The sequence below is a fragment of the Mycobacterium simulans genome, assembly GCF_900232995.1.
Lineage (GTDB): Bacteria > Actinomycetota > Actinomycetes > Mycobacteriales > Mycobacteriaceae > Mycobacterium > Mycobacterium simulans.
The window spans coordinates 1,711,266-1,735,716 of sequence record NZ_OCVX01000003.1 but is presented as its reverse complement, the minus strand read 5'-3'; the positions used below and the strand labels follow the sequence as shown (position 1 = coordinate 1,735,716).

19 protein-coding genes are annotated in these 24,451 nt (G+C 62.9%); 12 read left to right on the top strand and 7 right to left on the bottom strand.

Translation table 11 applies throughout. The features are described 5' to 3' along the window. Positions 1-8: 8 nt before the first annotated feature. A complete protein-coding gene (locus MSIMFI_RS08690; protein WP_191496907.1) occupies positions 9-458 on the bottom strand; it encodes a DUF488 domain-containing protein in 450 nt (149 codons plus the stop codon). Between the two features lie 85 nt (positions 459-543). Here MSIMFI_RS08690 and MSIMFI_RS08685 point away from each other — a divergent pair, with 85 nt between their 5' ends. Then, positions 544-2,562, top strand: a complete 2,019-nt coding sequence (locus tag MSIMFI_RS08685; RefSeq protein ID WP_191496906.1) for a fatty acid desaturase — start codon at positions 544-546, stop codon at positions 2,560-2,562. A 91-nt stretch (positions 2,563-2,653) separates the two neighbouring features. After that, positions 2,654-3,622, top strand: coding sequence for a class 1b ribonucleoside-diphosphate reductase subunit beta (gene nrdF / locus MSIMFI_RS08680; RefSeq protein ID WP_186244975.1), 969 nt, complete (start codon positions 2,654-2,656; stop codon positions 3,620-3,622). Between the two features lie 74 nt (positions 3,623-3,696). Here the strand turns inward: nrdF and MSIMFI_RS08675 are convergent, their stop codons facing one another. The 3 genes from MSIMFI_RS08675 to kstR2 form a co-directional block, all read right to left on the bottom strand. Beyond that, entirely contained in the window at positions 3,697-4,500 is an 804-nt protein-coding gene (locus MSIMFI_RS08675) for a hypothetical protein (RefSeq protein ID WP_191496905.1), read from the bottom strand. Positions 4,501-4,589: 89 nt separating this feature from the next. After that, entirely contained in the window at positions 4,590-5,768 is a 1,179-nt protein-coding gene (gene fadA6 / locus MSIMFI_RS08670) for a steroid 3-ketoacyl-CoA thiolase FadA6 (protein WP_191496904.1), read from the bottom strand. Between the two features lies 1 nt (position 5,769). Then, positions 5,770-6,369, bottom strand: a complete 600-nt coding sequence (kstR2, locus tag MSIMFI_RS08665; protein WP_191496903.1) for a TetR family transcriptional regulator KstR2 — start codon at positions 6,367-6,369, stop codon at positions 5,770-5,772. A gap of 136 nt (positions 6,370-6,505) precedes the next feature. Here kstR2 and MSIMFI_RS08660 point away from each other — a divergent pair, with 136 nt between their 5' ends. From MSIMFI_RS08660 to MSIMFI_RS08640, 5 genes are all read left to right on the top strand, one after another. Beyond that, on the top strand, positions 6,506-8,074 hold the full coding sequence (locus MSIMFI_RS08660) for a PPE family protein (protein WP_191496902.1): 1,569 nt from the start codon (positions 6,506-6,508) through the stop codon (positions 8,072-8,074). A gap of 119 nt (positions 8,075-8,193) precedes the next feature. Beyond that, positions 8,194-9,798 (top strand): PPE family protein, encoded by a 1,605-nt coding sequence (locus MSIMFI_RS08655; protein ID WP_191496901.1) that lies wholly within the window; start codon positions 8,194-8,196, stop codon positions 9,796-9,798. Positions 9,799-10,047: 249 nt separating this feature from the next. Further along, a complete protein-coding gene (locus MSIMFI_RS08650; protein WP_191496900.1) occupies positions 10,048-11,688 on the top strand; it encodes a PPE family protein in 1,641 nt (546 codons plus the stop codon). A 328-nt stretch (positions 11,689-12,016) separates the two neighbouring features. Next, positions 12,017-13,636 carry a PPE family protein gene (locus tag MSIMFI_RS08645; protein WP_191498088.1) on the top strand — a complete coding sequence of 540 codons (1,620 nt, stop codon included), beginning with the start codon at positions 12,017-12,019 and terminating at the stop codon, positions 13,634-13,636. A gap of 555 nt (positions 13,637-14,191) precedes the next feature. Beyond that, positions 14,192-15,871, top strand: coding sequence for a PPE family protein (locus MSIMFI_RS08640; protein ID WP_191496899.1), 1,680 nt, complete (start codon positions 14,192-14,194; stop codon positions 15,869-15,871). Positions 15,872-15,880: 9 nt separating this feature from the next. Here the strand turns inward: MSIMFI_RS08640 and ipdF are convergent, their stop codons facing one another. Together ipdF and ipdE1 are read right to left on the bottom strand one after the other, a co-directional pair. Beyond that, positions 15,881-16,669: a (5R,7aS)-5-hydroxy-7a-methyl-1-oxo-2,3,5,6,7,7a-hexahydro-1H-indene-carboxyl-CoA reductase gene (gene ipdF / locus MSIMFI_RS08635; protein ID WP_191496898.1), complete on the bottom strand. Its 789-nt coding sequence runs from the start codon at positions 16,667-16,669 to the stop codon at positions 15,881-15,883. Continuing rightward, a complete protein-coding gene (gene ipdE1, locus MSIMFI_RS08630; RefSeq protein ID WP_191496897.1) occupies positions 16,666-17,817 on the bottom strand; it encodes an acyl-CoA dehydrogenase IpdE1 in 1,152 nt (383 codons plus the stop codon). Before ipdE1 ends, ipdF begins: the two co-directional genes overlap by 4 nt. A 48-nt stretch (positions 17,818-17,865) precedes the next feature. Between ipdE1 and fadD3 the strand changes: the two genes are divergently transcribed. Genes fadD3 through MSIMFI_RS08605 form a run of 5 tightly spaced genes read left to right on the top strand, consistent with a single transcriptional unit; the run spans position 17,866 to position 23,605 of the window. Then, positions 17,866-19,392 (top strand): 3-((3aS,4S,7aS)-7a-methyl-1,5-dioxo-octahydro-1H-inden-4-yl)propanoate--CoA ligase FadD3, encoded by a 1,527-nt coding sequence (gene fadD3 / locus MSIMFI_RS08625; protein WP_191496896.1) that lies wholly within the window; start codon positions 17,866-17,868, stop codon positions 19,390-19,392. Between the two features lie 10 nt (positions 19,393-19,402). Further along, a complete protein-coding gene (locus MSIMFI_RS08620; protein ID WP_191496895.1) occupies positions 19,403-20,548 on the top strand; it encodes an acyl-CoA dehydrogenase family protein in 1,146 nt (381 codons plus the stop codon). Next, complete coding sequence (locus MSIMFI_RS08615) at positions 20,548-21,480, top strand: acyl-CoA dehydrogenase family protein (protein WP_191496894.1); 933 nt, start codon at positions 20,548-20,550, stop codon at positions 21,478-21,480. The genes MSIMFI_RS08620 and MSIMFI_RS08615 overlap by 1 nt, the downstream gene beginning before the upstream one ends. Then, positions 21,477-22,442, top strand: coding sequence for an acyl-CoA dehydrogenase IpdE2 (gene ipdE2, locus MSIMFI_RS08610; protein WP_186245005.1), 966 nt, complete (start codon positions 21,477-21,479; stop codon positions 22,440-22,442). The genes MSIMFI_RS08615 and ipdE2 overlap by 4 nt, the downstream gene beginning before the upstream one ends. Then, on the top strand, positions 22,439-23,605 hold the full coding sequence (locus MSIMFI_RS08605; RefSeq protein WP_191496893.1) for a pyridoxal phosphate-dependent aminotransferase: 1,167 nt from the start codon (positions 22,439-22,441) through the stop codon (positions 23,603-23,605). Before ipdE2 ends, MSIMFI_RS08605 begins: the two co-directional genes overlap by 4 nt. On the opposite strand, the gene MSIMFI_RS08600 is transcribed toward MSIMFI_RS08605, so the two are convergent. Next, the gene (locus tag MSIMFI_RS08600) at positions 23,570-24,421 is read right to left on the bottom strand and encodes an arylamine N-acetyltransferase family protein (RefSeq protein ID WP_191496892.1); all 852 of its coding nucleotides are present in this window, start codon (positions 24,419-24,421) and stop codon (positions 23,570-23,572) included. The genes MSIMFI_RS08605 and MSIMFI_RS08600 overlap by 36 nt on opposite strands. Positions 24,422-24,451: the final 30 nt, after the last annotated feature.

Genomic DNA, 24,451 nt, shown 5'->3' with positions numbered 1-24,451 from the left:
CGAGCCGATTAGACCTCGACGACCGACACTTTCGGCACACGACGTTGGACATGCTCGACGACGAGATGTCGATGACATTCCGCCTGTTCGCGCTCAAAGCACAACAACGCCACGACCCCGCCTTCGAGCAATTCGACCACTTGAGAAATCGCGCGCTGTGCGTCGTCGGTTGATAGGACGGCGTCTCGGAACCGTGCGACGCTCTCCAGATCACCGGCGCGGAATCCGTCGCGATTGTCCCGTGGATTGCCGAGGGCGCGGTGATGGACGTACTCGATTCCCGCTGCGGCAACTGCCGCGGAGAGCTGGCGCTTCGATAACCCCGGCTTACGCGACACGGGAGTGAGCCTGACGTCGACGAGTACGTCGACATCGTTGTCGATCAGGTGGCGTACCAACTCGTCGACTGTCCTTCCCTGATACCCGATGCTGACAAGAAATTGGACACGCGGCGACATGCCGACATGATGCACCGTCGAGTGTCAAGCCGTCGCATCAACGCCGATGGAGTAGTTGACGCATGCCCATTAGGCTGTACCAGCTATGTCGACCATCGAGATGCACGAAGCGGCTCCGGACGCGTCCGCGCACCACGCGCTGCCCGATCCCGGTGAGGCGGTACCCAGAATCGCGCTACCCACCGTCGGGATCTTCCTCGCGGCATTGACCGCATTCGTCCTGTCGACAACCGGCTATATCAGCGGATGGGCGCCGGTATGGGTCACGATCCCGGTCAACGCCGCGGTGACGTTTGTGATGTTCACCGTCGTCCACGACGCCTCGCACTATTCGATCAGCTCCACCCGCTGGGTGAACGGGCTGTTCGGGCGGCTGGCGTGGCTTTTCGTCGGGCCCGTGGTCGCGTTCCCGTCGTTCGGGTACATCCACATTCAGCATCACCGCCATGCCAACGACGACGACCAAGACCCGGACACCTTCGCCTCGCACGGCAAGTGGTGGCAGCTGCCGCTGCGCTGGTCGCTGGTCGAGTACTTCTACCTGAAGTACTACCTACCCCGTGCGCGCAGCCGACCCGTCAAAGAGGTTGCCGAGACGTTGTTGCTGCTCACCCTGAGCGTCACCGGCCTGACCGTAGCGATCGTCACCGGAAACCTCTGGACGCTGGCGGTGGTCTTCCTGATTCCGCAGCGCATCGGAGCCACCGTCCTGGCCTGGTGGTTCGACTGGCTGCCCCACCACGGGCTGGCAGACACCCAGCGCACCAACCGCTACCGCGCGACCCGCAACCGCGTCGGCGCGGAGTGGCTGTTCACGCCGGTTCTGCTGTCGCAGAACTACCACCTGGTGCACCATCTGCATCCCTCGGTGCCGTTCTACCGATACCTGCGGACGTGGCAGCGCAACGAGGAGGCATATCTGGAGCGCAATGCCGCGATCTCCACAGTCTTTGGCCACCAACTGAATCCGGACGAGTTCCGCGAGTGGAAGGAGCTGAACGGCAGGCTCGCGCGACTGTTGCCGGTGCGGATGCCGGTCAGATCAAGCTCGCCACACGCGGTTTTGCACCGCATCCCGGTCGCCTCGGTGGATCCCATTACCGCCGACAGCACCCTGGTCACCTTCGCGGTCCCGGAGGCGCTGCAGGACGCGTTTCGTTTCGATCCGGGCCAGCACGTCACGGTCCGTACCGACCTTGGCGGCCAAGGCATCCGACGCAACTACTCGATCTGCGCGCCGGCCACCCGCGCCCAGTTGCGCATCGCGGTCAAACACATTCCCGGCGGCGCGTTTTCGACATTTGTGGCCACCGACCTCAAAGCCGGCGACGTACTTGAGCTCATGACTCCGACCGGCAGGTTCGGAACCCCACTGAATCCGCTGAACCGCAAGCACTACGTGGGCCTGGTAGCCGGCAGCGGGATCACACCGGTGCTGTCCATCCTGGCGACCACGCTCGAGATCGAGACCGAAAGCCGGTTCACGCTGATCTACGGCAACCGCACCAAGGAGTCGACGATGTTTCGGGCCGAACTCGACCGTCTCGAGTCTCGGTATGCCGACCGGCTGGAGATCCTGCATGTGCTGTCCAGCGAGCCGTTGCACACTCCCGAACTGCGCGGCCGGATCGACCGGGAAAAGCTCAACACATGGCTGACCGGCAGCCTGCCGCCTGACAACGTGGACGAGTGGTTCATCTGCGGTCCGCTGGCGATGACCACCACGGCGCGCGAGATGCTGCTCGAGCACTGCGTGGACCCCGAGCGCATTCATCTGGAGCTGTTCTACGGCTACCAGACGGCGCCGGCCGCCGAAAGTTCGTATGAGGCGGCAACCGTCACCATGACATTGTCAGGCGAGAAGGCGACGTTCGATCTGCTGCCCGGCGACTCGATTCTGGAAGGCGCGCTGCAGCTTCGCGCCGATGCGCCCTACGCGTGCATGGGCGGTGCGTGCGGCACGTGCCGGGCCAAACTCGTCGACGGCAACGTGGAGATGGACCACAACTTCGCCCTGGGCCAGGCCGAACTCGACGCCGGCTACATCCTGACCTGTCAGTCACACCCGACTACACCATTTGTGGCCGTGGACTTTGACGCCTGAGCCAGTTGATGTAGGACACCCACATTAATTTCTTCGGGTAACCGAAACATCGCGGTATGGTCGAGAGCCAGCCCACAATGGAGAGGGAGCCATGACCACGCGATCGATCGACAAGACGCAAGCGATCAACTGGAACCGCGTGCTCGATCCGAAGGACGCGCAGGTTTGGGAGCGGTTGACCGGCAACTTCTGGCTGCCCGAGAAGGTGCCCCTGTCCAATGACCTGGCGTCGTGGCAGACGCTGACCACTCCCGAGCAGCAGACAACGATCCGGGTGTTCACCGGGCTGACCCTGCTCGACACCGCGCAGGCAACCGTCGGCGCGGTGTCGATGATCGCCGACGCGATCACGCCGCACGAAGAGGCGGTGCTGACCAACATCGCCTTCATGGAGTCGGTGCACGCCAAGAGCTACAGTTCGATTTTTTCGACCCTGTGCTCGAGCCGTCAGATCGACGACGCGTTCGACTGGTCCGAGGAGAATCCGCACCTGCAGCGCAAGGCACAGATCATCGTCGATTTCTACCGCGGCGACGACGCGCTCAAACGCAAAGCGGCGTCGGTCATGCTGGAATCGTTTCTGTTCTACTCCGGCTTCTATCTGCCGATGTACTGGTCTTCACGCGGGAAGCTCACCAACACGGCCGATCTTATTCGGCTGATCATTCGCGACGAAGCCGTACACGGCTATTACATCGGTTACAAGTGCCAGCGCGGGCTGGCCGAGCTTACCGACGCGGAACGCGCCGACCACCGCGAGTACACCTATGAGCTGTTACATGCGTTGTACGCCAACGAGATTGACTACGCCCACGACCTGTATGACGAGCTGGGCTGGACCGACGACGTTTTGCCCTACATGAGGTATAACGCAAACAAGGCACTCGCCAACCTTGGCTACCAACCCGCTTTCGGTCCCGAAGAATGCACGGTGAACCCGGCGGTGCTCTCCGCGCTCGATCCCGGTGCCGGTGAGAACCACGACTTCTTTTCCGGCTCGGGCAGCGCTTATGTCATTGGCACCCACCAAGCCACCGAGGACGCCGACTGGGATTTCTAACTGAACGGGCGCCGAGTGTGAATCTCACGACGCGACACGCTGATTCATCGTCGCGTGGTTCAGTCTCGGCGCGATCACGGCCGCCAGCCCGCGGCTGAAAGCGCCGCGTCAACCCGTTGCATCAGTGTGCCCTGGCGGTATCTGAGCAAGTCGCTCCCAACCCGGATGATCGTCCAACCGCATTCGGCAACTTCGGCCCAGCGGTCGATGTCACGGGTGCGCTGCCGAGGGTCGGTCCAGTGTTGAGCCCCGTCGTATTCCACGCCCACGCGCCATTCCTCCCAACCCATATCGACGCGGGCCACGAGATATCCACTCGGATCTAGTATCGGGATCTGCGTGCGTGCTGCGGGAAACCCGGCGTCGATCAACGCTAGCCGGGTTCGGGTCTCAGGCGGGGATTCCGCACCACCGTCTACCAGCGGAAGCACCTCAAGCAGCCGGGGCACTCCACGGGCACCAGGGTGCTGGGCCGCGAGCACCTCGACGTCGAGCATCTTGACATCGGTGGCGTGCGCGAGCGCATCGAGGCGCTGCACAGCCTGCAGCCGCGACGTACGTCGACCGATGTCGAAGGCAGCGCGGGCCGCGGTGGTCACGGAAATACCGCCGACATCGATCACTTCCGACTCCAACAACGTGTCGGCATGCACCGTTATCAACGGCGGCGGATGACGGTTGACGTGCACCAATTCAGCTGGCGCCCAGCCATTTACCCACTTTGCGCCGAGTAGCGCGGCCGCCGAATTGCCCGCAACGACGGCTCGCCGCCGCGACCACAACCATGCTGCGTGCGCCCGCTGGCCCGCCGTCAACTCGATGCCGGACGGGACATAGACGCCCGGATAGACCGCCAGTCCATTCGCGCATGGTGTCATCCCCCACCGACAACGCCACCGAGTGTGAATCTCACGACACGACACGCCGATTCAGCGTCGTCTGATTCACACTCGGCGCCAATGAGCGGCTACAGCCGCTCAATAATCGTCACGTTGGCGGTACCGCCGCCCTCGCACATCGTCTGCAGCCCGTAGCGACCGCCAATGCGCTCTAACTCGTTCAGCATTGTGGTGAACAGCTTTGCGCCGGTGGCGCCCAGCGGATGTCCAAGCGCGATCGCGCCGCCGTTGGGATTGACTTTCTCCCGGTCGGCCTTGATCTCCTTGAGCCAGGCCATAACTACCGGCGCGAACGCCTCGTTGATCTCGACGGTGTCGATGTCTTCTATTGAGAGCCCGGTCTTTTCCAGCGCGTAACGGGTTGCGGGTATGGGGCCCGTAAGCATGAAAACCGGGTCGGCGCCGCGGGTGCTGATGTGGTGGATGCGGGCCCGAGGCGTCAGTCCATGATCTTTGACGGCCTTCGCGGACGCCAGCAGCACCGCACTGGCGCCGTCGGAAATTTGACTGGCCATCGCCGCCGTGAGCCGGCCCCCTTCGACCAACGGCTTAAGGCCGGCCATCTTCTCCAGCGATGATTCGCGTGGGCCCTCGTCGACCCGGAACGGCCCCGATTCGGTTTCGACAGTGATGATTTCGTTGTCGAAGTGACCGGCGCGGATCGCGGCGAACGCGCGCTCGTGACTGGTCAGTGCGTACTGCTCCATCTCTTCGCGGGACAGGTTCCACTTCTCGGCGATCAGCTCCGAACCCCGGAACTGTGAAATCTCCTGATCGCCGTAGCGGTGTTGCCACTGCTCGGACTCGTTGGTCGGCGAGGTGAACCCGAACTGCTCACCGACGGTCATCGCCGACGAGATGGGGATCTGGCTCATGTTCTGCACGCCGCCGGCCACGATGAGGTCCGCTGTTCCGGACATGATCGCCTGCGCGCCAAAGGAAATCGCCTGCTGGCTAGAACCGCACTGCCGATCCACGGTGACACCGGGAACCTCTTCCGGATAGCCGGCGGCCAGCCACGACAGTCGGGCGATGTTACCCGCCTGGCCGCCGATGGCGTCGACACAACCGGCGATCACGTCGTCAACGGCAGCGGGGTCCACGTCGGCGGCCCGCTCGAACAGTCCACGCCACGTCAAGGCACCCAGGTCGACGGGATGTATCCCTGCCAGTGCGCCGTTGCGCTTGCCGACCGCGGTACGCACAGCCTCGATGACGTACGCGGCATCGTCGCCGACACGGGGCATTTCAGACTCCTTCTTTCGTGATCCCGCCAAGGACAATGGCGAGGTACTGCTGACCCACCTGCTCAGCGGTGAGCGGCCCGCCGGGTTGATACCAGCGCACCGAAACCCAAGTGGTGTCACGAATGAATCGGTAAACCAGGTCGACGTCGAGATCAGGCCGGAAGTACCCCTCTTCGATACCCTGATTCAGCACGTCAACCCACATCTTTCGCTGCTGTTTGTTCAGGTCCTCGATGTAGGAAAACCGCGGCTGCGACGACAGCCGCTGGGCTTCGTCCTGATAGATGACGACCTGGGCATGCCGATGCTCTATCGCCTCGAACGACGCCATGAACAAACCCTTGAGCCGCTCTAGCGGATTGTCCTCGCTATCCACAATTTGGCGGTAGCGGGCGAACAGCCAATTCAGGAACCCCCGCAGCAGGTCGTCGACCATCTCCTCCTTGGAGGCGAAATGGTGATAAAGGCTGCCGGACAAGATGCCGGCCCCGTCGGCAATATCGCGCACCGTGGTTGCGCGCAGGCCGCGCTCGGCGAACATCCGCGCAGCGAGTTCCAGCAACTCATCTCGTCTGCTGTTAGTCTGACCGACTCGGTCCACCGCATCAGCCTATCAACCAAGCGCTTGCTCGGGCAATTTGCTCCACGCAAATATCCGGCGAAACACCAGGTGTACACCGTGGCCTAGTCGTAGTGTCTCTGACGTCGGACGACTGGCTGTCGGGTGGAGGTCAATATTGGTGCACTTCGTGACGCTACCGCCGGAGGTCAATTCTTTGAACATGTTCGTCGGCGCGGGTTCGACGCCGATGTTAGAGGCCGCGGTGGCCTGGGAAGGGCTGGCCGACGAACTGAGAGCTGCGGCCAACTCGTTTGAGTTGGTGACCTCGAACGTGGTGGCTCGTTCGTGGCAGGGTCCTGCTGCGGTAGCGATGGCTGCAGCGGCTGCACCTTACATGGGCTGGCTCAGCGAGGCCTCAGTCCGGGCGCAGGGCGCGGCGGGTCAGGCACGAGCGGTAGCCAGCTTGTTCGAGGAGGCATGGGCAGCCACCATTCATCCGGCGGCGGTGGCAGCCAATCGCAATGCTTTTGTGCGGCTGGTGATGTCGAATCTGTTCGGCCAGAACGCGACGGCAATCGCCGCCGCGGAGAGCCTCTATGAGGAGATGTGGGCCGCGGACGTGTCCGCGATGGCCGGGTACTACGCCGGGGCGTCGGCGGCGGCGGCGCAGTTGACCCCGTTCGCATCGCTTTCACTGCCTTCCCCGATCGAGAACTTGGGCCTCGGAAACATTGGCGTTCGCAATCTGGGCAATGGAAACACTGGCAACCAGAATCTGGGCAATGGAAACAAGGGCGACTCTAACTTCGGCAGCGGGAACCGGGGTAACCAGAACTTTGGCGTCGGGAACAACGGGAGCATAAACATCGGCGCCGGGAACCTCGGGAGCAACAACATAGGCTTTGGTAACGGCGGCACCGGCGTTCCGCCGACGGCGGTCACCGGAAACGTCGGGATGGGAAACACCGGCAGCTATAACTTCGGCTTGGGAAATCTGGGCGACGGCAACATCGGCGGCGGAAACGCCGGCAACTCCAACATCGGCGCCGGCAACTTGGGCAATGGCAACTGGGGCTTCGGCAACACCGGCAACAACAACATCGGCATCGGGCTCACGGGCAACAGCCAGGTGGGGATCGGCGGCCTGAACTCGGGCAGCGGGAACATCGGACTGTTCAACTCGGGCAACAACAACGTCGGGTTCTTCAACTCGGGCAACGGCAACATCGGGTTGTTCAGCGCCGGGACCAATAACCTTGTGTCGGGCGCCCTCAACAGCTTCGGGATTGGCAACTCGGGGACCGGGAACCTCGGCATCGGAAACGCGGGCATGGGCAATACCGGCTTCGGCAACGCGGGTGACGTCAATACCGGTTGGGGAAACAGTGGCAGCTGGAACACCGGCGGTGGCAACGCCGGTAGCTTCAACACCGGCTGGTGGAACGCCGGTAATACCAACACGGGCAGTGGCAATTCCGGCGCCACCAACACTGGCTTCTGGAACTCGGGCAACGTCACCACCGGCATCGGGGCAACCTTCGACACCGGCGATCTCAACTCGGGCTTCGCCAATACCGGCACCGGATTGTCGGGATTTGCAAACACCGGTACGAACACTTCGGGCTTCCAAGTCACCGGCGGCACGGGTAGCTCGGGAGTTCGAAACTCCACTGACCTCAACTCCGGTTACCTCAACTACGGAACCTATATCTCGGGTTTCTTTAATCTCAGCCGGCCGTCGTAATCGATATCAAGCTCGTGCCCGATCGATCCGCCGAAAGCCAGAAGTTATTCCGGCATCGTCGTAGCATTTCTGACACCGATCGAATCGGAGCCCAGCGGTGAGATGAAGGAGGGTTAGCTATGGTGAATTTCGCGATGCTAGCGCCGGAAATCAATTCTCTGCGGATATACGTCGGCGCGGGTTCGGTGCCAATGTTGGACGCCGCCGTGGCCTGGGAGGGACTGGCATCGGAATTGGGGTCTGCGGCGGCGTCGTTTTCCTCAGTGACCTCAGGACTGGCCGGGCAGGCCTGGCAGGGCGCCGCCTCGGCGGCTATGACCGCGGCGGCGGCCCCGTATGCGGGATTTCTGAGCGCGGCAGCGGTCCAGGCGCAAGGGGCGGCCGGGCAGGCTAGGGCGGTGGCCAGCGTGTTCGAGGCGGCCCGGGCCGCGATGGTGCATCCACTGCTGGTGGCGGCCAACCGCGACGCATTCCTGCAGTTGATCCGCTCGAATTGGTTGGGGCTCAACGCCCCAGCGATCATGGCCGTTGAGGGCCTGTACGAGGAAATGTGGGCTCAGGATGTGGCGGCGATGACCGGGTACCACTCCGGGGCCTCCGCGGCCGCCGGGCAGTTAGCGCCCTGGGCGCAGGCGCTGCAGGATCTGCCGAGTTTGGGTATCGGCAACAAGGGCACTGCAAACGCAGGCAACGGCAATACCGGTAACCAAAACGTCGGCAACGGAAACAGCGGCAATCAAAACATTGGCGGCGGAAACTTCGGCAACGGCAACTTCGGTAGCGGGAACGTCGGCAACGCTAATTTGGGCTCCGGAAACACCGGCAACGGCAATATCGGATTCGGAAATGCCTCGTTCGGCGCCGGCCAAAACGTAGGTTTCGGTAACAACGGCAACAATAACTTCGGCCTCGGAAACTTTGGCGACGGAAACAGGGGCGGCGGAAACACCGGCAACGGAAACACTGGTGCCGGAAACACCGGTAACAACAACTGGGGCTTTGGAAACACCGGCAACAACAACATCGGGATCGGGCTTACCGGCAACAATCAGGTGGGAATCAATTTGGGCGGCCTGCTGAACTCGGGCAGCGGCAATATCGGTCTGTTCAACTCAGGAACCAACAACATCGGCTTCTTCAACTCCGGTAACCACAATGTCGGCATGTTCAGTTCGGGCAGTAATGCTTCGATGCCGGATATCCTGAACAGCCTTGGCATCGGAAATGCCGGGGTCGGCAACATCGGGTTCGGAAACACCGGCTCGGGTAACACGGGCTTCGGAAACTCGGGCTCGGTAGACACCGGCTTCGGGAACGCGGGCAGTCAGAATACGGGCTTCGGGAATGGCGGGAGCCTGAACACCGGCTTCTGGAATTCGGGCAGTATCAATACCGGCAACGGGAATTCGGGTAGCATAAACACAGGATTCTGGAATTCGGGCAATGTGAACACGGCCTTCGGGGCCACCACCGACACCGGACAATCTAACTCCGGCTTCAACAACACCGGTACCGGAAACTCGGGCTTTGGGAACACCCTCGGACAAAGCATATCCGGCTTCTTCAACACGGCCAGCGGCGGTGTGTTAACCGGCTTTACCTCCGGCATCGGAAACACCGGAGTCGTCGGCCAAATCCCCGGCTTTAGCGGATTTAACTCGGGTTTCTTCAACACCGGCGCCTTCGTGTCGGGCCTCCTCAACCTGAGCCGGATCCAGCTTTAGCACCTGGAGCATCCGACCTCGCAGTGTTCGGCGGCCATACCCAACGGCTGCCATTGCGCAGCAACGAGTTAACACGGCCACCCGGCCTTGAGACCCAAGTTGCAGACTCGGCGAATCAGGCCAAGCTCTCCCGCGAAAACCCGATATTGGCGCGGACACGGTCGTAGCATTTGTGACGCATTGCTCCATTTCGTGTTGGACACGGGTCACCTCGGGCGGTGATCGGTGGAAACGGATAGGCGGTCAGCCATGGCGAATTTTGTGGTGTTGCCCCCGGAGATCAATTCTCTGCGGATGTACACCGGTGCGGGTTCGGCGCCGATGCTGGAGGCGGCGGCGGCCTGGGAGGGGCTGGCATCGGAATTGGGCGCTGCGGCGACGTCGTTTTCCTCGGTGACCTCGGGGCTAACCACGCAGGCCTGGCAAGGTGCAGCCGCGGCGGCGATGGCCGCGGCAGCGGCACCGTACGCGGGATTTTTGAGCGCGGCGTCAGCCCAAGCCCAGGGAGCGGCTGGGCAGGCTCGGGCGGTGGCCAGCGTGTTCGAAGCGGCGAAAGCGACTATCGTGCATCCGCTGGCAGTGGCCGCTAACCGCAACGCGTTTTTGCAGTTGGTTCGGTCGAATTGGTTGGGGCTCAGCGCACCGGCGATCGCGGCGGCCGAGGGCCAATACGAGGCGATGTGGGCCGCGGATGTATCCGCGATGGCCGGCTATCACGGCGGAGCCTCGGCGGCGGCGGCGCAGCTGGCACCGTGGGCGCAGGCGCTGCAGGATCTACCCAACTTGGGCATCGGCAACAAGGGCAACGCCAACTTCGGCAACGGCAACACCGGCAACCAAAACATCGGCAACGGAAATGCTGGCAACCAAAACATCGGCGGCGGAAGCAGAGGCGATGGGAATTTCGGCAGCGGTAACAATGGCAATGGAAATGTCGGTGCCGGAAACGTCCACAACGGAAACATCGGCTTTGGAAATCTCGGTAACCCTGGCACAAGCTCAGATCCGGGTCACAACGTGGGCATGGGCAACAGGGGCAACAGCAACTGGGGCTTCGGGAACAGCGGCGACGGGAACACCGGCGGCGGAAACAATGGCAACGCAAACATTGGTGGTGGAAATACCGGAAATTACAACTTCGGTTTCGGGAACACCGGCAACAACAACATCGGGATCGGGCTCACCGGCGACAATCAGAGGGGTATTAACCTTGCCGGCCTACTGAACTCCGGCAGCGGTAACATCGGCATCGGAAACTCGGGAACCAACAACATCGGCTTCTTCAACTCCGGCAACGGTAACATCGGCATGTTCAGCACGGGCACCAATACCTTTGATCCGGGCAGCCTCAACAGCTTTGGCTTCGGCAACTCCGGTTCCGGCAATATAGGCATTGGGAACACTAACGCCGGAAACACCGGTTTCGGGAATTCGGGGCAGCTGAACACCGGTTTCGGTAACTCGGGCAGCCTCAACACCGGTTTCGGCAACTCGGGCATCTTCAATACCGGCTCCGAAAACTCGGGCAACACGAACACCGGCGATGGGAATTCGGGCAACACGAATACCGGCTTCTGGAATTCCGGCAACGTAAACACTGGCTTCGGGTCGACCATCAACACCGGACAAACTAACTCTGGCTTCAACAACACGGGTAGCGGAATCTCAGGCTTCGGAAACTCTGCCAGCGGCGGTGCGACGAACGGATTTATCTCCGGCTTCTTCAACACAGCCAGCGGCGGCGCCATCATAAACGGCCAAATTTCGGGCATTGGGAACACCGGGATCCCGGGCAGCGTCTTCGGCCTGAACCTTAGCGGCTTTGACTCGGGCCTGTTCAACACGGGGAGCGTGATATCGGGCATATTCAACCTCAGTCGGCAGCTTTAGCCATAGCTCGTACGGCCGATTTTTTGCATCGCTAGCACCAGAAATCAAATATTCCGATCGCACCCCAAGATTCACACCAGATCGACCCGCCCAATGCGCACCAGCCTGATAAAACTCGGGGCTAGCGGCTCGGACTCGGGCTTGTTTAACGAGGGTAACTTAGTATCAAGCATTTTCAATCTCAGACGGTTGTTCGCATAGGCCAGCCGCTGCAGGGCTGTGCGGACACCGTACGTGCAATTCCGACATGCGAATTTAACAAAACCTCACGTGGGCTGGTGGGTTGCGACGTAGTGTCTCTGGCACTGGGTCGCCAAGGAAGGGCAAGATTGTGAATTTCTCTGTGTTACCGCCAGAGATCAATTCGTTGCGGATGTTTATCGGCGCGGGTGCAGTGCCGATGCTTGAGGCCTCTGTGGCTTGGGACGGGCTGGCCAACGAATTGGCCATCGCGGCGGAATCTTTTTCGACGCTGACCTCAGGATTGGTTAGTCACGCCTGGCAGGGTTCAGCGGCGGCGGCGATGGCTGCCGTAGCGGGCCCGTACGCAAGCTTCTTGAGCGCCGCGTCAGCCCGGGCTACCGGCACCGCCGCGCAAGCGAAAGCGGTCGCCGCTGCGTTTGATGCGGCTAAGGCAGCCACGATTCATCCGCTGCAAGTGGCAGCCAATCGCAATGCGCTCGTGCAGCTGGTGCGCTCAAATTGGTTCGGGCTCAACGCACCCGCGATCGCGGCGGCCGAGACCATCTACGAGGAAATGTGGGCCCAAGACGTGACCGCGATGACCGGGTATTACTCGGGGGCCTCAGCGGCGGCCGCCCAATTGGCGTCCTGGGCGCAGGCGCTGCGGGATCTGCCCAGCCTGGGCATCGGCAACAAGGGCAATGCCAATGTGGGCAACGGAAATACGGGCGCCGAAAACCTCGGCAACGGCAACACCGGCAACCAAAACATCGGCGGCGGTAACAGAGGCGACCAAAACGTTGGCTTCGGAAACCGCGGCAACGACAACATCGGCGCCGGAAACTTCGGCTCCGGAAATATCGGCTTTGGCAACAGGACTAACGGATCAACGCCAGGCCAGAACGTGGGCATGGGCAACACTGGCGACCGCAACTGGGGCTTCGGTAATACCGGAGTCGGAAACCAAGGCGGCGGGAACACCGGCAACGCAAATGTTGGTGGCGGAAACAACGGCAACAACAACTTCGGCTTCGGCAACACCGGCAACAACAACATCGGGATCGGGCTCACCGGCGACAATCAGGTCGGCATCAACCTCGCCGGTCTGCTGAACTCGGGCAGCGGCAACATTGGCTTGGGCAACTCAGGTACCAACAACATCGGCTTCTTCAACTCCGGCAACGGCAACGTCGGCGTCTTCAATGCGGGCGTAAATAACTTTGGCTTCGGCAACTCGGGGGCCGAGAACATCGGCTTCGGGAACGCATTCGGCGGAAACACCGGCTTCGGGAACGCGGGCCAGTTTGATACCGGCTTTGGGAACGCGGGTAGCGTGAATACCGGCTTCGGGAACGCGGGCAGCTTCAACACGGGCTTCTGGAATTCGGGCAACACGAACACGGGCAACGGGAATTCGGGTGACACAAATACTGGCTTCTGGAATTCGGGAGATGCGAATACGAACTTTGGGGCCACCACCGACACGGGCCTGCTTAACTCGGGATTCAACAATGCGGGCGGCAGCCCGGGCTTCGGAATGTCGGGCTTTAACAACACGGCCACCGGCGGCACATTCAACGGCTCTGTCTCCGGCTTCTCCAACACGACCAGCGGTGGCAACCTGCGGAACGCCTTTAGCTCAGGCATTGGAAACACCGCCGTTCCGGGGATTTTCGGCCCCGCCCTGAGCGGCTTCAACTCCGGCTTCTTCAATACGGGCACCGCTATATCGGGCATTTTTGACCTCAGACGGCTGTTCGGATAGGCCAGCTGCGGCAGGCGGCACGGGCACCGAAAAAGCAATCTCCACAGCGAAATTGCCGGAACCTCGGGTAGCCGTAAATGTCGCTGCGCTGCGATAAGAAACTGTCCGCGAACCTCTCGTCTGACAGTCTCTCGACGTGAACACCAGGCGCGGATTCCACGACCGACACTGGCCATCTAATTCGGGCTTTAACAATACGCGAACCAGCGTCTCCGGCTTCGGAAGGAGGTCGACCACGGCTGGCCGGAAGCCGCGACGGGTAGGTTGGCCTCGGAGTTGGGGACGGCGGTGTCGTCGTTTTCTCGGTAACCTCAGGGCTGGCAAAGCAGGCATGGCAGGCGGCGCCGCGGCAGCGATGACCGCTGCGGCGGCTTTCTGTTCGCGATCTCTGGGGCGCGGCGACGGTTTTCTATGCATCAAGGCCGCCCAACTTTGTGGCGGAAACCGCCTCTATTCGCCGCGTGAGCGCCGTAGCATCTGGGGACGCTATTACCCAATTGCAATCGGGCGCCGGTCGCTGCGGTAGCGGGCCGGGAAGCAGGTGGGAGGCCAACCGTGGTGAATTTTATGTTGTTGCCGCCGGAAATTAATTCTCTGCTGATGTTCACCGGTGCCGGCCCGGCACCGATGCTGGAGGCGGCGGCGGCCTGGCAGGGGCTTGCCGAGGAGTTGGGGGCGGCGTCGTCGTCGTTCTTGTCGGTGACAACGGGGTTAGCAAGCCAGGCGTGGCAAGGTCCGGCGTCTCAGGCGATGGCTGCGGTGGCTACTCCGTATTCGGGGTGGTTGAGTGCGGCTGCGACGCAGGCGGCGGGCGCGGCGGGACAAGCTAGGGCGGTGGCCAGCGCGTTCGAGGCCGCACAGGCGGCCACAATCCAGCCGATCTTGGTCCACCTCAACCGAAATTCGTTGGTGCAGATGGCGTTGTCGAATTGGTTCGGGCTCAACACGCCCGCGATTGCTCAACTCGAAAGCGAATACGAGCAAATGTGGGCCCAAGACGTAGCGGCGATGTTCGGCTATCACGCCGGGGCGTCGGCCGCCGCCGCACAGTTGAAGCCCGCGGAAAGTCTGCAGGAGTTGCTGGCCAACTTGGGCATCGGCAATAAGGGCACCGGCAACGTCGGCAACGGCAACAACGGCATCAACAATCTCGGCAACGGCAACAACGGCAACCAAAACATCGGCGGTGGAAACAACGGCAACGGCAACGCGGGCAGCGGCAACAACGGCAACTCCAACTTCGGCGCAGGAAACAAGGGCAACGGAAACGTTGGCTTCGGAAACGGCGGTGCCATCAACCAGCCGGGGGACAACAACGTGGGAATGGGCAACAGCGGCAATAATAACTTCGGCTTCGGTAACACCGGTATCGGGAACAGGGGTGGCGGAAACACCGGCACCGCAAACATCGGCGCCGGAAACGCCGGCAACAACAACATCGGCTTCGGGCTTACCGGCAACAACCTGGTGGGTATCGGGAACACCTACTACAACACGGCAAACGGCCAGTTTACTTTCGGCGGGCTGAACTCGGGCAGCAACAATATCGGTATAGGGAACTCGGGCTCCAACAACATCGGCTTCTTCAACTCAGGCAACGGCAATGTTGGCATCTTCAATTCGGGCAGCAACCTCCCTCTCCAAATTCCAAGCAACCACAACAACTTTGGCATCGGAAACTCGGGCATCGGCAACTTCGGCTTGGGGAATTCGGGTATCCTCAACACCGGTTTGGGGAACGTGGGCTCGGTAAACACCGGCTACGGAAACTCCGGCAATTACAACACGGGCGTGGGGAACTCGGGTATCGCCAACACGGGCTCCTCAAACGCGGGCAACTTCAATACGGGAAACGGCAATTCTGGCGACACAAACACCGGGTTCTGGCATTCCGGAGACGTCAATACGGGTGTTGGATCCACCACCGACACCGGCTTGACGAAGTCAGGCTTCAACAATACGGGCACCAGTGTCTCGGGCTTTGGAAACACGGCCGACTCATCTTCGGGCTTCCTCAACACGGCCAAGGGCGGCGCTGTGAACGCAGCTATCTCGGGGTTCTCTAACCTCGCCAGCGGCGGCTCAGATACCAATGGCGGCACCTCCGGCTTTTTGAACACCGCCATCACGGGCCCCGTTGAAGGCTTCCCGAGCGGCATATACTCCGCCTTCAACTCGGGCTTATTCAACATGGGCACCGGAATAGCGGGCCTCTTTAACCTCGGCCGACTCTAATCGGTCAGCTCACGGGTGCTGGCTGGACACCGAAATCACTTCTCCGGTGAGGTAACTCGAGTAGTCGCTGGCCAAAAACGCGATGGTGGCCGCCACTTCCCAGGGTTCGGCCGCGCGGCCAAACGCCTCGGCGGCGGAGAGCCGGTTCAGCAGCTCAGCCGACGTCGTCTTGTCCAGGAACTTGTGCCGGGCGATGCTGGGTGAGACCGCGTTTATGCGGACTCCGTATTCAGCGGCTTCTATTGCGCTGCAACGAGTTAACGCCATCACCCCGGCTTTGGCCGCCGCATAGTGCGACTGCGAGTGCTGGGCGCGCCAGCCCAGGACGCTGGCGTTGTTGACGATCACCCCACCGTGTGGTGCATCGCGGAAGTAGCGCAGCGCCGCCCGGGTGGCCCGAAACACCGACGTCAGTGTCACGTCCAGAACGCGGTCCCACTCGTCGTCGGTCATGTCGGCAACCGGTGTCTGCCCGCCGAGCCCGGCGTTGTTGACGAGCACATCGAGGCGCCCCATGCGCGCGGTGGTCGAATCGATCAACGCGTCGACCTGGACACTGGACGTCACGTCGCACAGCACACTTTCGACCCGGCCCAGCCCGAGCGCGGAAAGCTCGCCGGCCGTCTCCCCCAGTCGCCGCTCGTGGTGGTCGGAGATCACGACGTCGGCACCCTCAAGCAAAGCCCGGCGGGCGGTGGCCGAACCGATGCCGGTACCGGCGGCCGCGGTTACCACCACCACCTTGCCGTCCAGAAGCCCGTGTCCAGCAACCTCTTTCGGCGCTTCAGACAAGCTCATCCTTTTGCCTCCCTGGGCAAGCCGAGCACCCGCTCGGCGATGATGTTGCGCTGAATTTCGTTGGATCCGCCATAGATGGTATCGGCGCGGGTGAACAGATAAAGCCGCTGCCATTCGTCGAATTCGCCGTCGGTCAACGTCAGTCCGGGCTTGCCGATCACATCCATGGCCAGCTCGCCCAGATCACGATGCCAATTGGCCCACAACAACTTTGACACGTTGTCCTGGCCGTCGACAGCTGGCCGTTCCAAGGTGGCCAGGGCATAGGACCGCATTGCCCGCAGCCCGGTCCACGCCCGGGTCAGCCGCTCCCGGATGAACGGGTCGTCGGCGGCGCCGGTACGCTGCGCGAGCTCGGACAGATTGGAAAGCTCACGGGCATAGACGATTTGCTGACCGAGCGTCGAGACCCCGCGCTCGAACGTCAGCGTTCCCATCGCGACGCGCCAGCCGTCGCCCGGTTGCCCCACCACCAGGTCGGCGTCAGTGCGGGCATCGTCGAAAAACACCTCGTTGAACTCCGCGGTGCCGGTGATTTGCACGATCGGCCGGATCTGCACACCGGGCTGGTCCAGCGGCACCAGCAAATACGACAGACCGGCATGCCGTTTGGAGCCCTTCTCGGTACGTGCAACCACAAAACACCACTGCGACAGGTGCGCCAGCGACGTCCATACCTTCTGGCCGTTGATCACCCATTGGTCACCGTCGAGTTCGGCGGTGGTCGAGACGTTGGCCAGGTCGCTGCCGGCGCCGGGCTCCGAATATCCCTGGCACCACAGCTCGGTCACATCGAGGATGCGCGGCAGAAAGCGCTGTTGCTGCTCGGGCGTTCCGAACGCGATCAGCGTCGGCCCCAGCAACTCTTCTCCGAAGTGGTTGACCTTGTCCGGCGCGTCGGCTCGGGCGTACTCCTCGTAGAAGGCCACCCGGTGCGCGGTCGAAAGCCCGCGCCCGCCGTGTTCCACCGGCCAGCCCAGGCACGTCAGCCCCGCCGCGGCCAGATGCTGGTTCCATGCCCGGCGTTCTTCGAACGCTTCGTGTTCGCGTCCCGGCCCGCCAAGACCCTTGAGTGCTGCGAATTCGCCGACCAGATTGTCGGCGAGCCAGCCGCGGACCTCGGCCCGGAACTCCTCGACGTCCTGCATAGCCTGTAGGCTAACCTACCAAGCACTTGCTTTGTTAGGAGTATCCCCGTGACAAGCGATCCCCGCACCGTGCCGGCGGCGCTGGATCGTCTTGTGCGCCTACTCCCCGACCATGCGGCGTTGGTCACCGAAGACCGGAGCTTCACGTCGAGCGAGTTGCGCGACGAGGTTTACCGGGCCACGGCCGCGCTCATCACGCTCGGCGTTCAGTCCGGCGACCGGGTGGCCATCTGGTCCCCGAACACCTGGCACTGGGTGGTTGCCTGCCTGGCCATCCACCACGCCGGCGCCGCAATGGTGCCGCTGAACACCCGCTATACCGCCGCGGAAGCCGCCGACATCCTGGCCCGCACCGATGCGCCGGTGCTGTTCGCGGCAGGCCGGTTCCTGGGCGCCGACCGGGCGGCCGACCTGGACCGCGACGCCCTGCCAGCGCTGCGTCACATTGTCCGGGTTCCCATCGAGGCCGACGATCCTGTCCGGGGCACCTGGGACGACTTCATCGCCGAGGGCGTCCTCGATGTGGTCCGAGACCGCGCCGCCGCCGTCACACCCGACGATGTCAGCGACATTCTGTTCACCTCCGGAACCACCGGTCGCAGCAAAGGCGTGCTGTGTGCGCACCGACAATCGCTATCGGCATCGGCGTCGTGGGCAGCCAACGGCAAGATCACCAGCGACGACCGCTATCTGTGCATCAACCCGTTCTTCCACAATTTCGGATACAAGGCCGGCATCCTGGCCTGCATGCAGACCGGTGCGACGCTGATCCCGCACCTGACGTTTGATCCGCTGCGCGCGCTGCAGGCGATCGAGCAACACCGGATCACCGTGCTGCCTGGGCCGCCCACCATCTACCAGACCCTGCTCGACCACCCCGCCCGCGGTGACTTCGATCTGAGTTCGCTGCGGTTCGCGGTGACCGGGGCCGCCACCGTTCCGGTGGTGTTGGTGGAACGCATGCAATCCGAACTCGACATCGACATCGTGCTCACCGCCTACGGTCTGACGGAAGCCAACGGGATGGGAACTATGTGCCGCCCCGAGGACGATGCGGTAACCGTCGCCACGACGTGCGGACGGCCATTCGCCGACTTCGAATTGCGCATCGATGGGACAGGAGAGGTTCTGCTGCGCGGGCCCAACGTGATGCTTGGCTACCTCAACGACCCCGACGCGACCGCCGCCGCGATCGATCCCGACGGCTGGTTGCACACGGGCGACATCGGCGCGGTCGACGAAGCCGGCAACCTGCGAATCACCGACCGGCTGAAGGATATGTACATCTGTGGCGGGTTCAACGTGTATCCCGCCGAGGTCGAGCAGGTGCTGGCCCGGATGGACGGCCTGGTTGACGTCGCCGTGATCGGGGTTCCAGACGAGCGGCTGGGCGAAGTGGGCCGCGCGTTCGTGGTCGCCCGGGCTGGTTCGCAGCTCGACGAAGAGTCGGTGATCGCTTATACCCGTCAACATTTGGCGAACTTCAAGACACCGAGGTCGGTGCGATTCGTCGACGCGTTGCCACGGAATGCCGGCGGCAAGGTGGTCAAACCACAACTGCGAGAACTGAGCTGAATGGACCCCGATGGATCTATCATTCGACGACGAGACCCTGGCCTTCCAGGCCGAAGTGCGCGATTTTCTGGCTGCCAACGCCAAGTCGATCCCGACGAAGTCCTACGACAACGCGGAAGGCTTTGCACAGCACCGGCATTGGGATCGGGTGCTGTTCGACGCGGGCCTTTCGGTGATCACCTGGCCAAAGAAGTACGGCGGCCGCGACGCGCCGCTGCTGCACTGGGTGGTGTACGAGGAGGAGTACTTCCGCGTCGGTGCGCCCGGTCGGGCCAGCGCCAACGGCACCTCGATGCTGGCTCCGACACTTTTCGCGCACGGCACCGAGGAACAGCTGGACCGAATCCTGCCGAAAATGGCTAGCGGTGAACAGATCTGGGCGCAGGCCTGGTCGGAACCCGAGTCCGGCAGCGACCTGGCGTCCCTACGGTCTACCGCCACCAAGACCGACGGCGGCTGGCTGCTCAACGGTCAAAAGATATGGAGCTCGCGAGCGCCTTTCGCCGACAAGGGATTCGGCCTGTTTCGCTCCGATCCGGCGGCCGAAAGACATCGTGGCCTCACCTATTTCATGTTCGACCTGAAGGCCGAGGGCATCGCGGTGCGCCCGATCGTCCAGCTGGGCGGCGACACCGGCTTCGGCGAGATCTTCCTCGACGACGTCTTCGTGCCCGACGAGGACGTCATCGGCACCGCAGGCGACGGTTGGCGCGCGGCAATGAGCACATCGAGCAATGAGCGCGGCATGTCGCTGCGCAGCCCGGCCCGCTTCCTTGCCGCCGCCGAGCGGCTGGTGCAGTTGTGGAAGGACACCGGCTCACCGCCGGCGTTCGCCGATCGGGTAGCCGATGCGTGGATCAAGGCACAGGCCTACCGGCTGCAGACCTTCGGCACCGTGACCAGGTTGGCCAACGGCGGGGAGCTGGGCGCGGAATCATCGGTGACCAAAGTCTTCTGGTCCGACCTCGATGTGGAGATACATCAGACCGCGCTGGACATCCGGGGGGCCCACGGGGAGCTCACGGGTCCGTGGACCGAGGGCCTGCTGTTCGCGTTGGGTGGCCCGATCTACGCCGGTACCAACGAAATCCAGCGCAATATAATCGCGGAGCGGCTGCTGGGTCTCCCAAGAGAGCGAAGCGGGGGAAAGCAATAGTGGAATTCGCACTCGACCAACAGCAATGCGACTTTGCGGCCAGCATCGACGCGGCGCTCGGCGCCGCCGACGTACCCGGCGCGGTCCGGGCTTGGGCCGCGGGCGATGTCGCGCCCGGCCGCAAGGTGTGGCAGCAGTTGTCCAATCTCGGCGTTACGGCATTGGCGGTGCCCGAAAAGTTCGACGGCCTGGAAGCTCGCCCAGTCGACCTGGTGGTCGCTCTGGAACGGCTCGGGTACTGGTGTGTGCCCGGCCCGGTCATCGAATCCATCGCTGTCGCACCGGTTTTACTTGCCGACGATGATCGCAGCGCCGGCCTCGCTTCCGGCGAGCTGGTCGCAACCGTCGCACTGCCGCCGCACGTCCCTTACGCGGTGGATGCCGACACCGCCGGGCTGGTCCTGGTGGCCGACGAGGATGTCAGCGAGGCAACACGCGGTGACCGCCGCGAGTCCGTCGACCTCAGCCGGCGTCTCTACGAGGTGACAGCGACCGGCGAACCGTGGCAAGCAGACATCAAGCGCGCCTACGAGTTCGGCGCATTGGCCACAGCGGCGCAACTGGTGGGCGCCGCCGAGGCGATGCTGCATGCAGCCGTCGAGTACGCCAAGCAGCGGACCCAGTTCGGCCGGGTGATCGGCTCGTATCAGGCGATCAAGCACAAGCTCGCCGATGTCCACATCGGGATCGAGCTGGCCCGCCCCCTCGTTTACGGGGCGGCGCTGTCGTTGGAACCGCGCGACGTCAGCGCCGCCAAGGTGGCTGCGGGCGAGGCCGGCCTGCTCGCGGCGCGATCTGCGTTGCAAACCCACGGCGCGATCGGGTTCACTCAGGAGCACGACCTATCTCTGCTACTGCTTCGGGTGCAAGCTTTGCGCTCGGCCTGGGGTACACCCGAGGCACATCGCCGGCGGGTCCTGGAGGCGCTATGACTCACACCGACGAACGGGAGATGCTGCGGGAAACCGTCGCCGCCCTGGTGACCAAGCACGCCAACCCCGAGGCGGTGCGTGCGGCGATGGACTCCGAGCGCGGCTACGACGAGTCGTTATGGCAGTTGCTGTGTGAGCAGGTCGGCGCGGCGGCGTTGGTGATACCCGAGGAGTTGGGCGGAGCCGGCGGCGAACTAGCGGATGCGGCAACGGTTTTGCAGGAGCTAGGCCGCGCGTTGGTGCCCTCTCCCCTGCTGGGCACGACGTTGGCAGAGCTGGCGCTGCTGGCCGCCCAGGATCCGGACGCCCAGACTCTGGAAGCACTGGCTTCCGGTAGGTCGGTCGGTGCACTGGTACTCGACCCCGATTACGTAGTTAACGGCGACGTAGCCGACGTCGTCATCGCCGCCGCGGACGGCGAGCTGACCCGGTGGACCCGATTCGACGCACATCCCGTTGGCACCATGGACCCCACCCGCAGGCTGGCCCGCGTTCGGCCCGAAGAGGCCGAAACTATAGGCACCGACCCCGGCCTTGCGGACGCTGCGGCAATCCTGCTGGCGGCCGAACAGATCGGCGCTGCCGAACGCTGCCTGGAATTGACCGTCGAATACACCAAGAGCCGGGTGCAATTTGGGCGCCCCATCGGCAGCTTTCAAGCGCTCAAGCATCGGATGGCCGATCTGTATGTGACAGTCGCCGTGGCCCGGGCGGTCGTCAACGATGCGTGCCACGAACCCACACCCACAAATGCCGCCACCGCGCGGATTGCCGCCACCGAAGCGCTGAGCAAGGTGGCAGCCGAAGGCATCCAACTTCACGGTGGCATCGCGATCACCTGGGAACACGACATGCATCTGTATTTCAAACGCGCACATGGCAGTATGCAGCTCCTCGACTCGCCACGAGAGTTGCTGCACCGACTGGAAGCAGAGGTCTGCCCGGAGGCACCCGCCCCGTGAACAATCGAGTTGCCCTGCGCGCCGGCATCCCACCGTTCTATGTGATGGATGTCTGGCTGGCGGCCGCGGAGCGTCAGCGCACTCATGGCGACCTGGTCAACCTTTCGGCGGGCCAGCCCAGCGTAGGGGCACCAGAGCCGGTGCGTGCGGCCGCGGCCGCAGCATTGCACCTCAACCAACTGGGTTACACCGTGGCACTGGGCATTCCAGAATTGCGCGCCGCGATCGCGGCGGATTATCAACGCCAGCACGGCATCTCCGTCGACCTCGATGCGGTGGTGGTGACCACGGGCTCTTCGGGTGGCTTTTTGTTGGCCTTTCTGGCGTGCTTCGATGCCGGCGATCGGGTGGCGATGGCCAGTCCCGGTTACCCGTGCTATCGAAACATCCTGTCCGCTTTGGGGTGTGATGTCGTAGAGATTCAATGCGGACCAGAAACACGCTTCCAGCCCACCGTACAGATGCTCGACGAACTCGACCCACCGGTCCGGGGCGTGATCGTCGCCAGCCCGGCCAACCCCACCGGAACTGTGATACCGCCCGAGGAATTGGCGCCGATCGCGTCTTGGTGCGATGCGTCCGGAGTTCGGCTCATTAGCGATGAGGTTTACCACGGCCTGGTCTACGAAGGGGCGCCGCGTACCAGCTGCGCGTGGCAGACATCGCGAAACGCTGTGGTGGTCAACAGCTTTTCCAAGTATTACGCAATGACTGGCTGGCGGCTGGGCTGGCTACTGCTGCCGACCGAACTGCGCCGCGCTGTGGATCGCCTGACCGGCAATTTCACCATCTGCCCACCGGTGCTGTCGCAGATCGCCGCGGTGGCGGCATTCACCCCAGAAGCGGCAGCAGAAGCCGACGGCAATTTGCAGCACTACAGCATCAATCGATCGCTGTTGCTCGACGGGCTGCGCAGCATCGGCATCGAACGGCTGGCCCCCACCGACGGCGCGTTCTACGTCTACGCCGACGTGTCCGACTTCACGACCGACTCGTTGGTGTTCTGCTCAAAGTTGCTGGCCGACACTGGCGTTGCCATTGCACCGGGCATCGACTTTGACACCGTGCGGGGCAACTCGTTTATCCGGATGTCGTTCGCCGGGCCCACCAGCGACATTGAAGAATGCTTACGCCGTATCGGCGGCTGGTTGCCAGGACAGTAACCGGTCGATACGAGCCTCGAGCAGGCTGCGCTCGCCGACGTCTGCCACGTTGATCCCGAACCGCTCGCTCAACGTATCGACAACCGCGGCGGCATTTTCGAGAGTAATTTTTTCGGTCCCCTCGGCGCGGTGGATGGCGAGGCTGCCGCCAGACAGGTTGAACCGCGCGTCCTGTGTGACCGTCGACGCCATCAAGCCCGTCACGAAGTGGGACGACGGATGGGTTGACACATACCAACTGCCGACCGTCAGGTCGATCTGTGGCCGGGTCTGCGTGGTGAATTCGTACAGCGTCTGCCACTCCTCACGGACCATGGCCTGCAGGATCAGTCCGTCGTTGCGGTCCTCGAGTCGGAACGGTTCGTGCGTGGTCTGCTGGACGCTGCCGGTCTCGAAGCGCAGCGGTGAGGTCGGTGTCTGACCCCCGAAGCCGACGTCAACGAGATAGGAACCTCGAGATCCAGGGAACGTGACGGCCAACACCGTGTGCGACTGAGCCGGCGGCGGTGCTTCCGGCGGGCGCATCCACACCACCCGGCCGGCAAATCGGCGCACCCGATAGCCGAGTTCGGCCAGCACGTAGCCCATTAATCCGTTGTGCTCAAAGCAGTAGCCACCCCGACCCCGATGCACGAGTTTGTCGGTGAGCGCCTCCGGATTAAGGTCGTCGACCGGCACGCCCATAAATGGGTCGAGATTCTCGAACGGAATCGCTCGAGTGTGGGCCGCCACCAGATTCTGCAGCACCTCAAGGGTTGGCTCGGTGGGGCCACCGTAGTTGATGCGGTCGAAGTATCCGGTCAGATCCAATGCCATAGAGCCATTCTGTCCTGACCGCCGAGTCAA

Excerpts from the sequence above, each read along its gene's own strand:
- MSIMFI_RS08690 (WP_191496907.1), bottom strand. The coding sequence starts at position 458 with ATGTCGCCGCGTGTCCAATTTCTTGTCAGCATCGGGTATCAGGGAAGG.
- MSIMFI_RS08685 (WP_191496906.1), top strand. The coding sequence starts at position 544 with ATGTCGACCATCGAGATGCACGAAGCGGCTCCGGACGCGTCCGCGCAC.
- nrdF (WP_186244975.1), top strand. The coding sequence starts at position 2,654 with ATGACCACGCGATCGATCGACAAGACGCAAGCGATCAACTGGAACCGC.
- MSIMFI_RS08675 (WP_191496905.1), bottom strand. The coding sequence starts at position 4,500 with ATGACACCATGCGCGAATGGACTGGCGGTCTATCCGGGCGTCTATGTC.
- fadA6 (WP_191496904.1), bottom strand. The coding sequence starts at position 5,768 with ATGCCCCGTGTCGGCGACGATGCCGCGTACGTCATCGAGGCTGTGCGT.
- MSIMFI_RS08655 (WP_191496901.1), top strand. The coding sequence starts at position 8,194 with ATGGTGAATTTCGCGATGCTAGCGCCGGAAATCAATTCTCTGCGGATA.
- MSIMFI_RS08650 (WP_191496900.1), top strand. The coding sequence starts at position 10,048 with ATGGCGAATTTTGTGGTGTTGCCCCCGGAGATCAATTCTCTGCGGATG.
- ipdF (WP_191496898.1), bottom strand. The coding sequence starts at position 16,669 with ATGAGCTTGTCTGAAGCGCCGAAAGAGGTTGCTGGACACGGGCTTCTG.
- ipdE1 (WP_191496897.1), bottom strand. The coding sequence starts at position 17,817 with ATGCAGGACGTCGAGGAGTTCCGGGCCGAGGTCCGCGGCTGGCTCGCC.
- MSIMFI_RS08620 (WP_191496895.1), top strand. The coding sequence starts at position 19,403 with ATGGATCTATCATTCGACGACGAGACCCTGGCCTTCCAGGCCGAAGTG.
- ipdE2 (WP_186245005.1), top strand. The coding sequence starts at position 21,477 with ATGACTCACACCGACGAACGGGAGATGCTGCGGGAAACCGTCGCCGCC.
- MSIMFI_RS08600 (WP_191496892.1), bottom strand. The coding sequence starts at position 24,421 with ATGGCATTGGATCTGACCGGATACTTCGACCGCATCAACTACGGTGGC.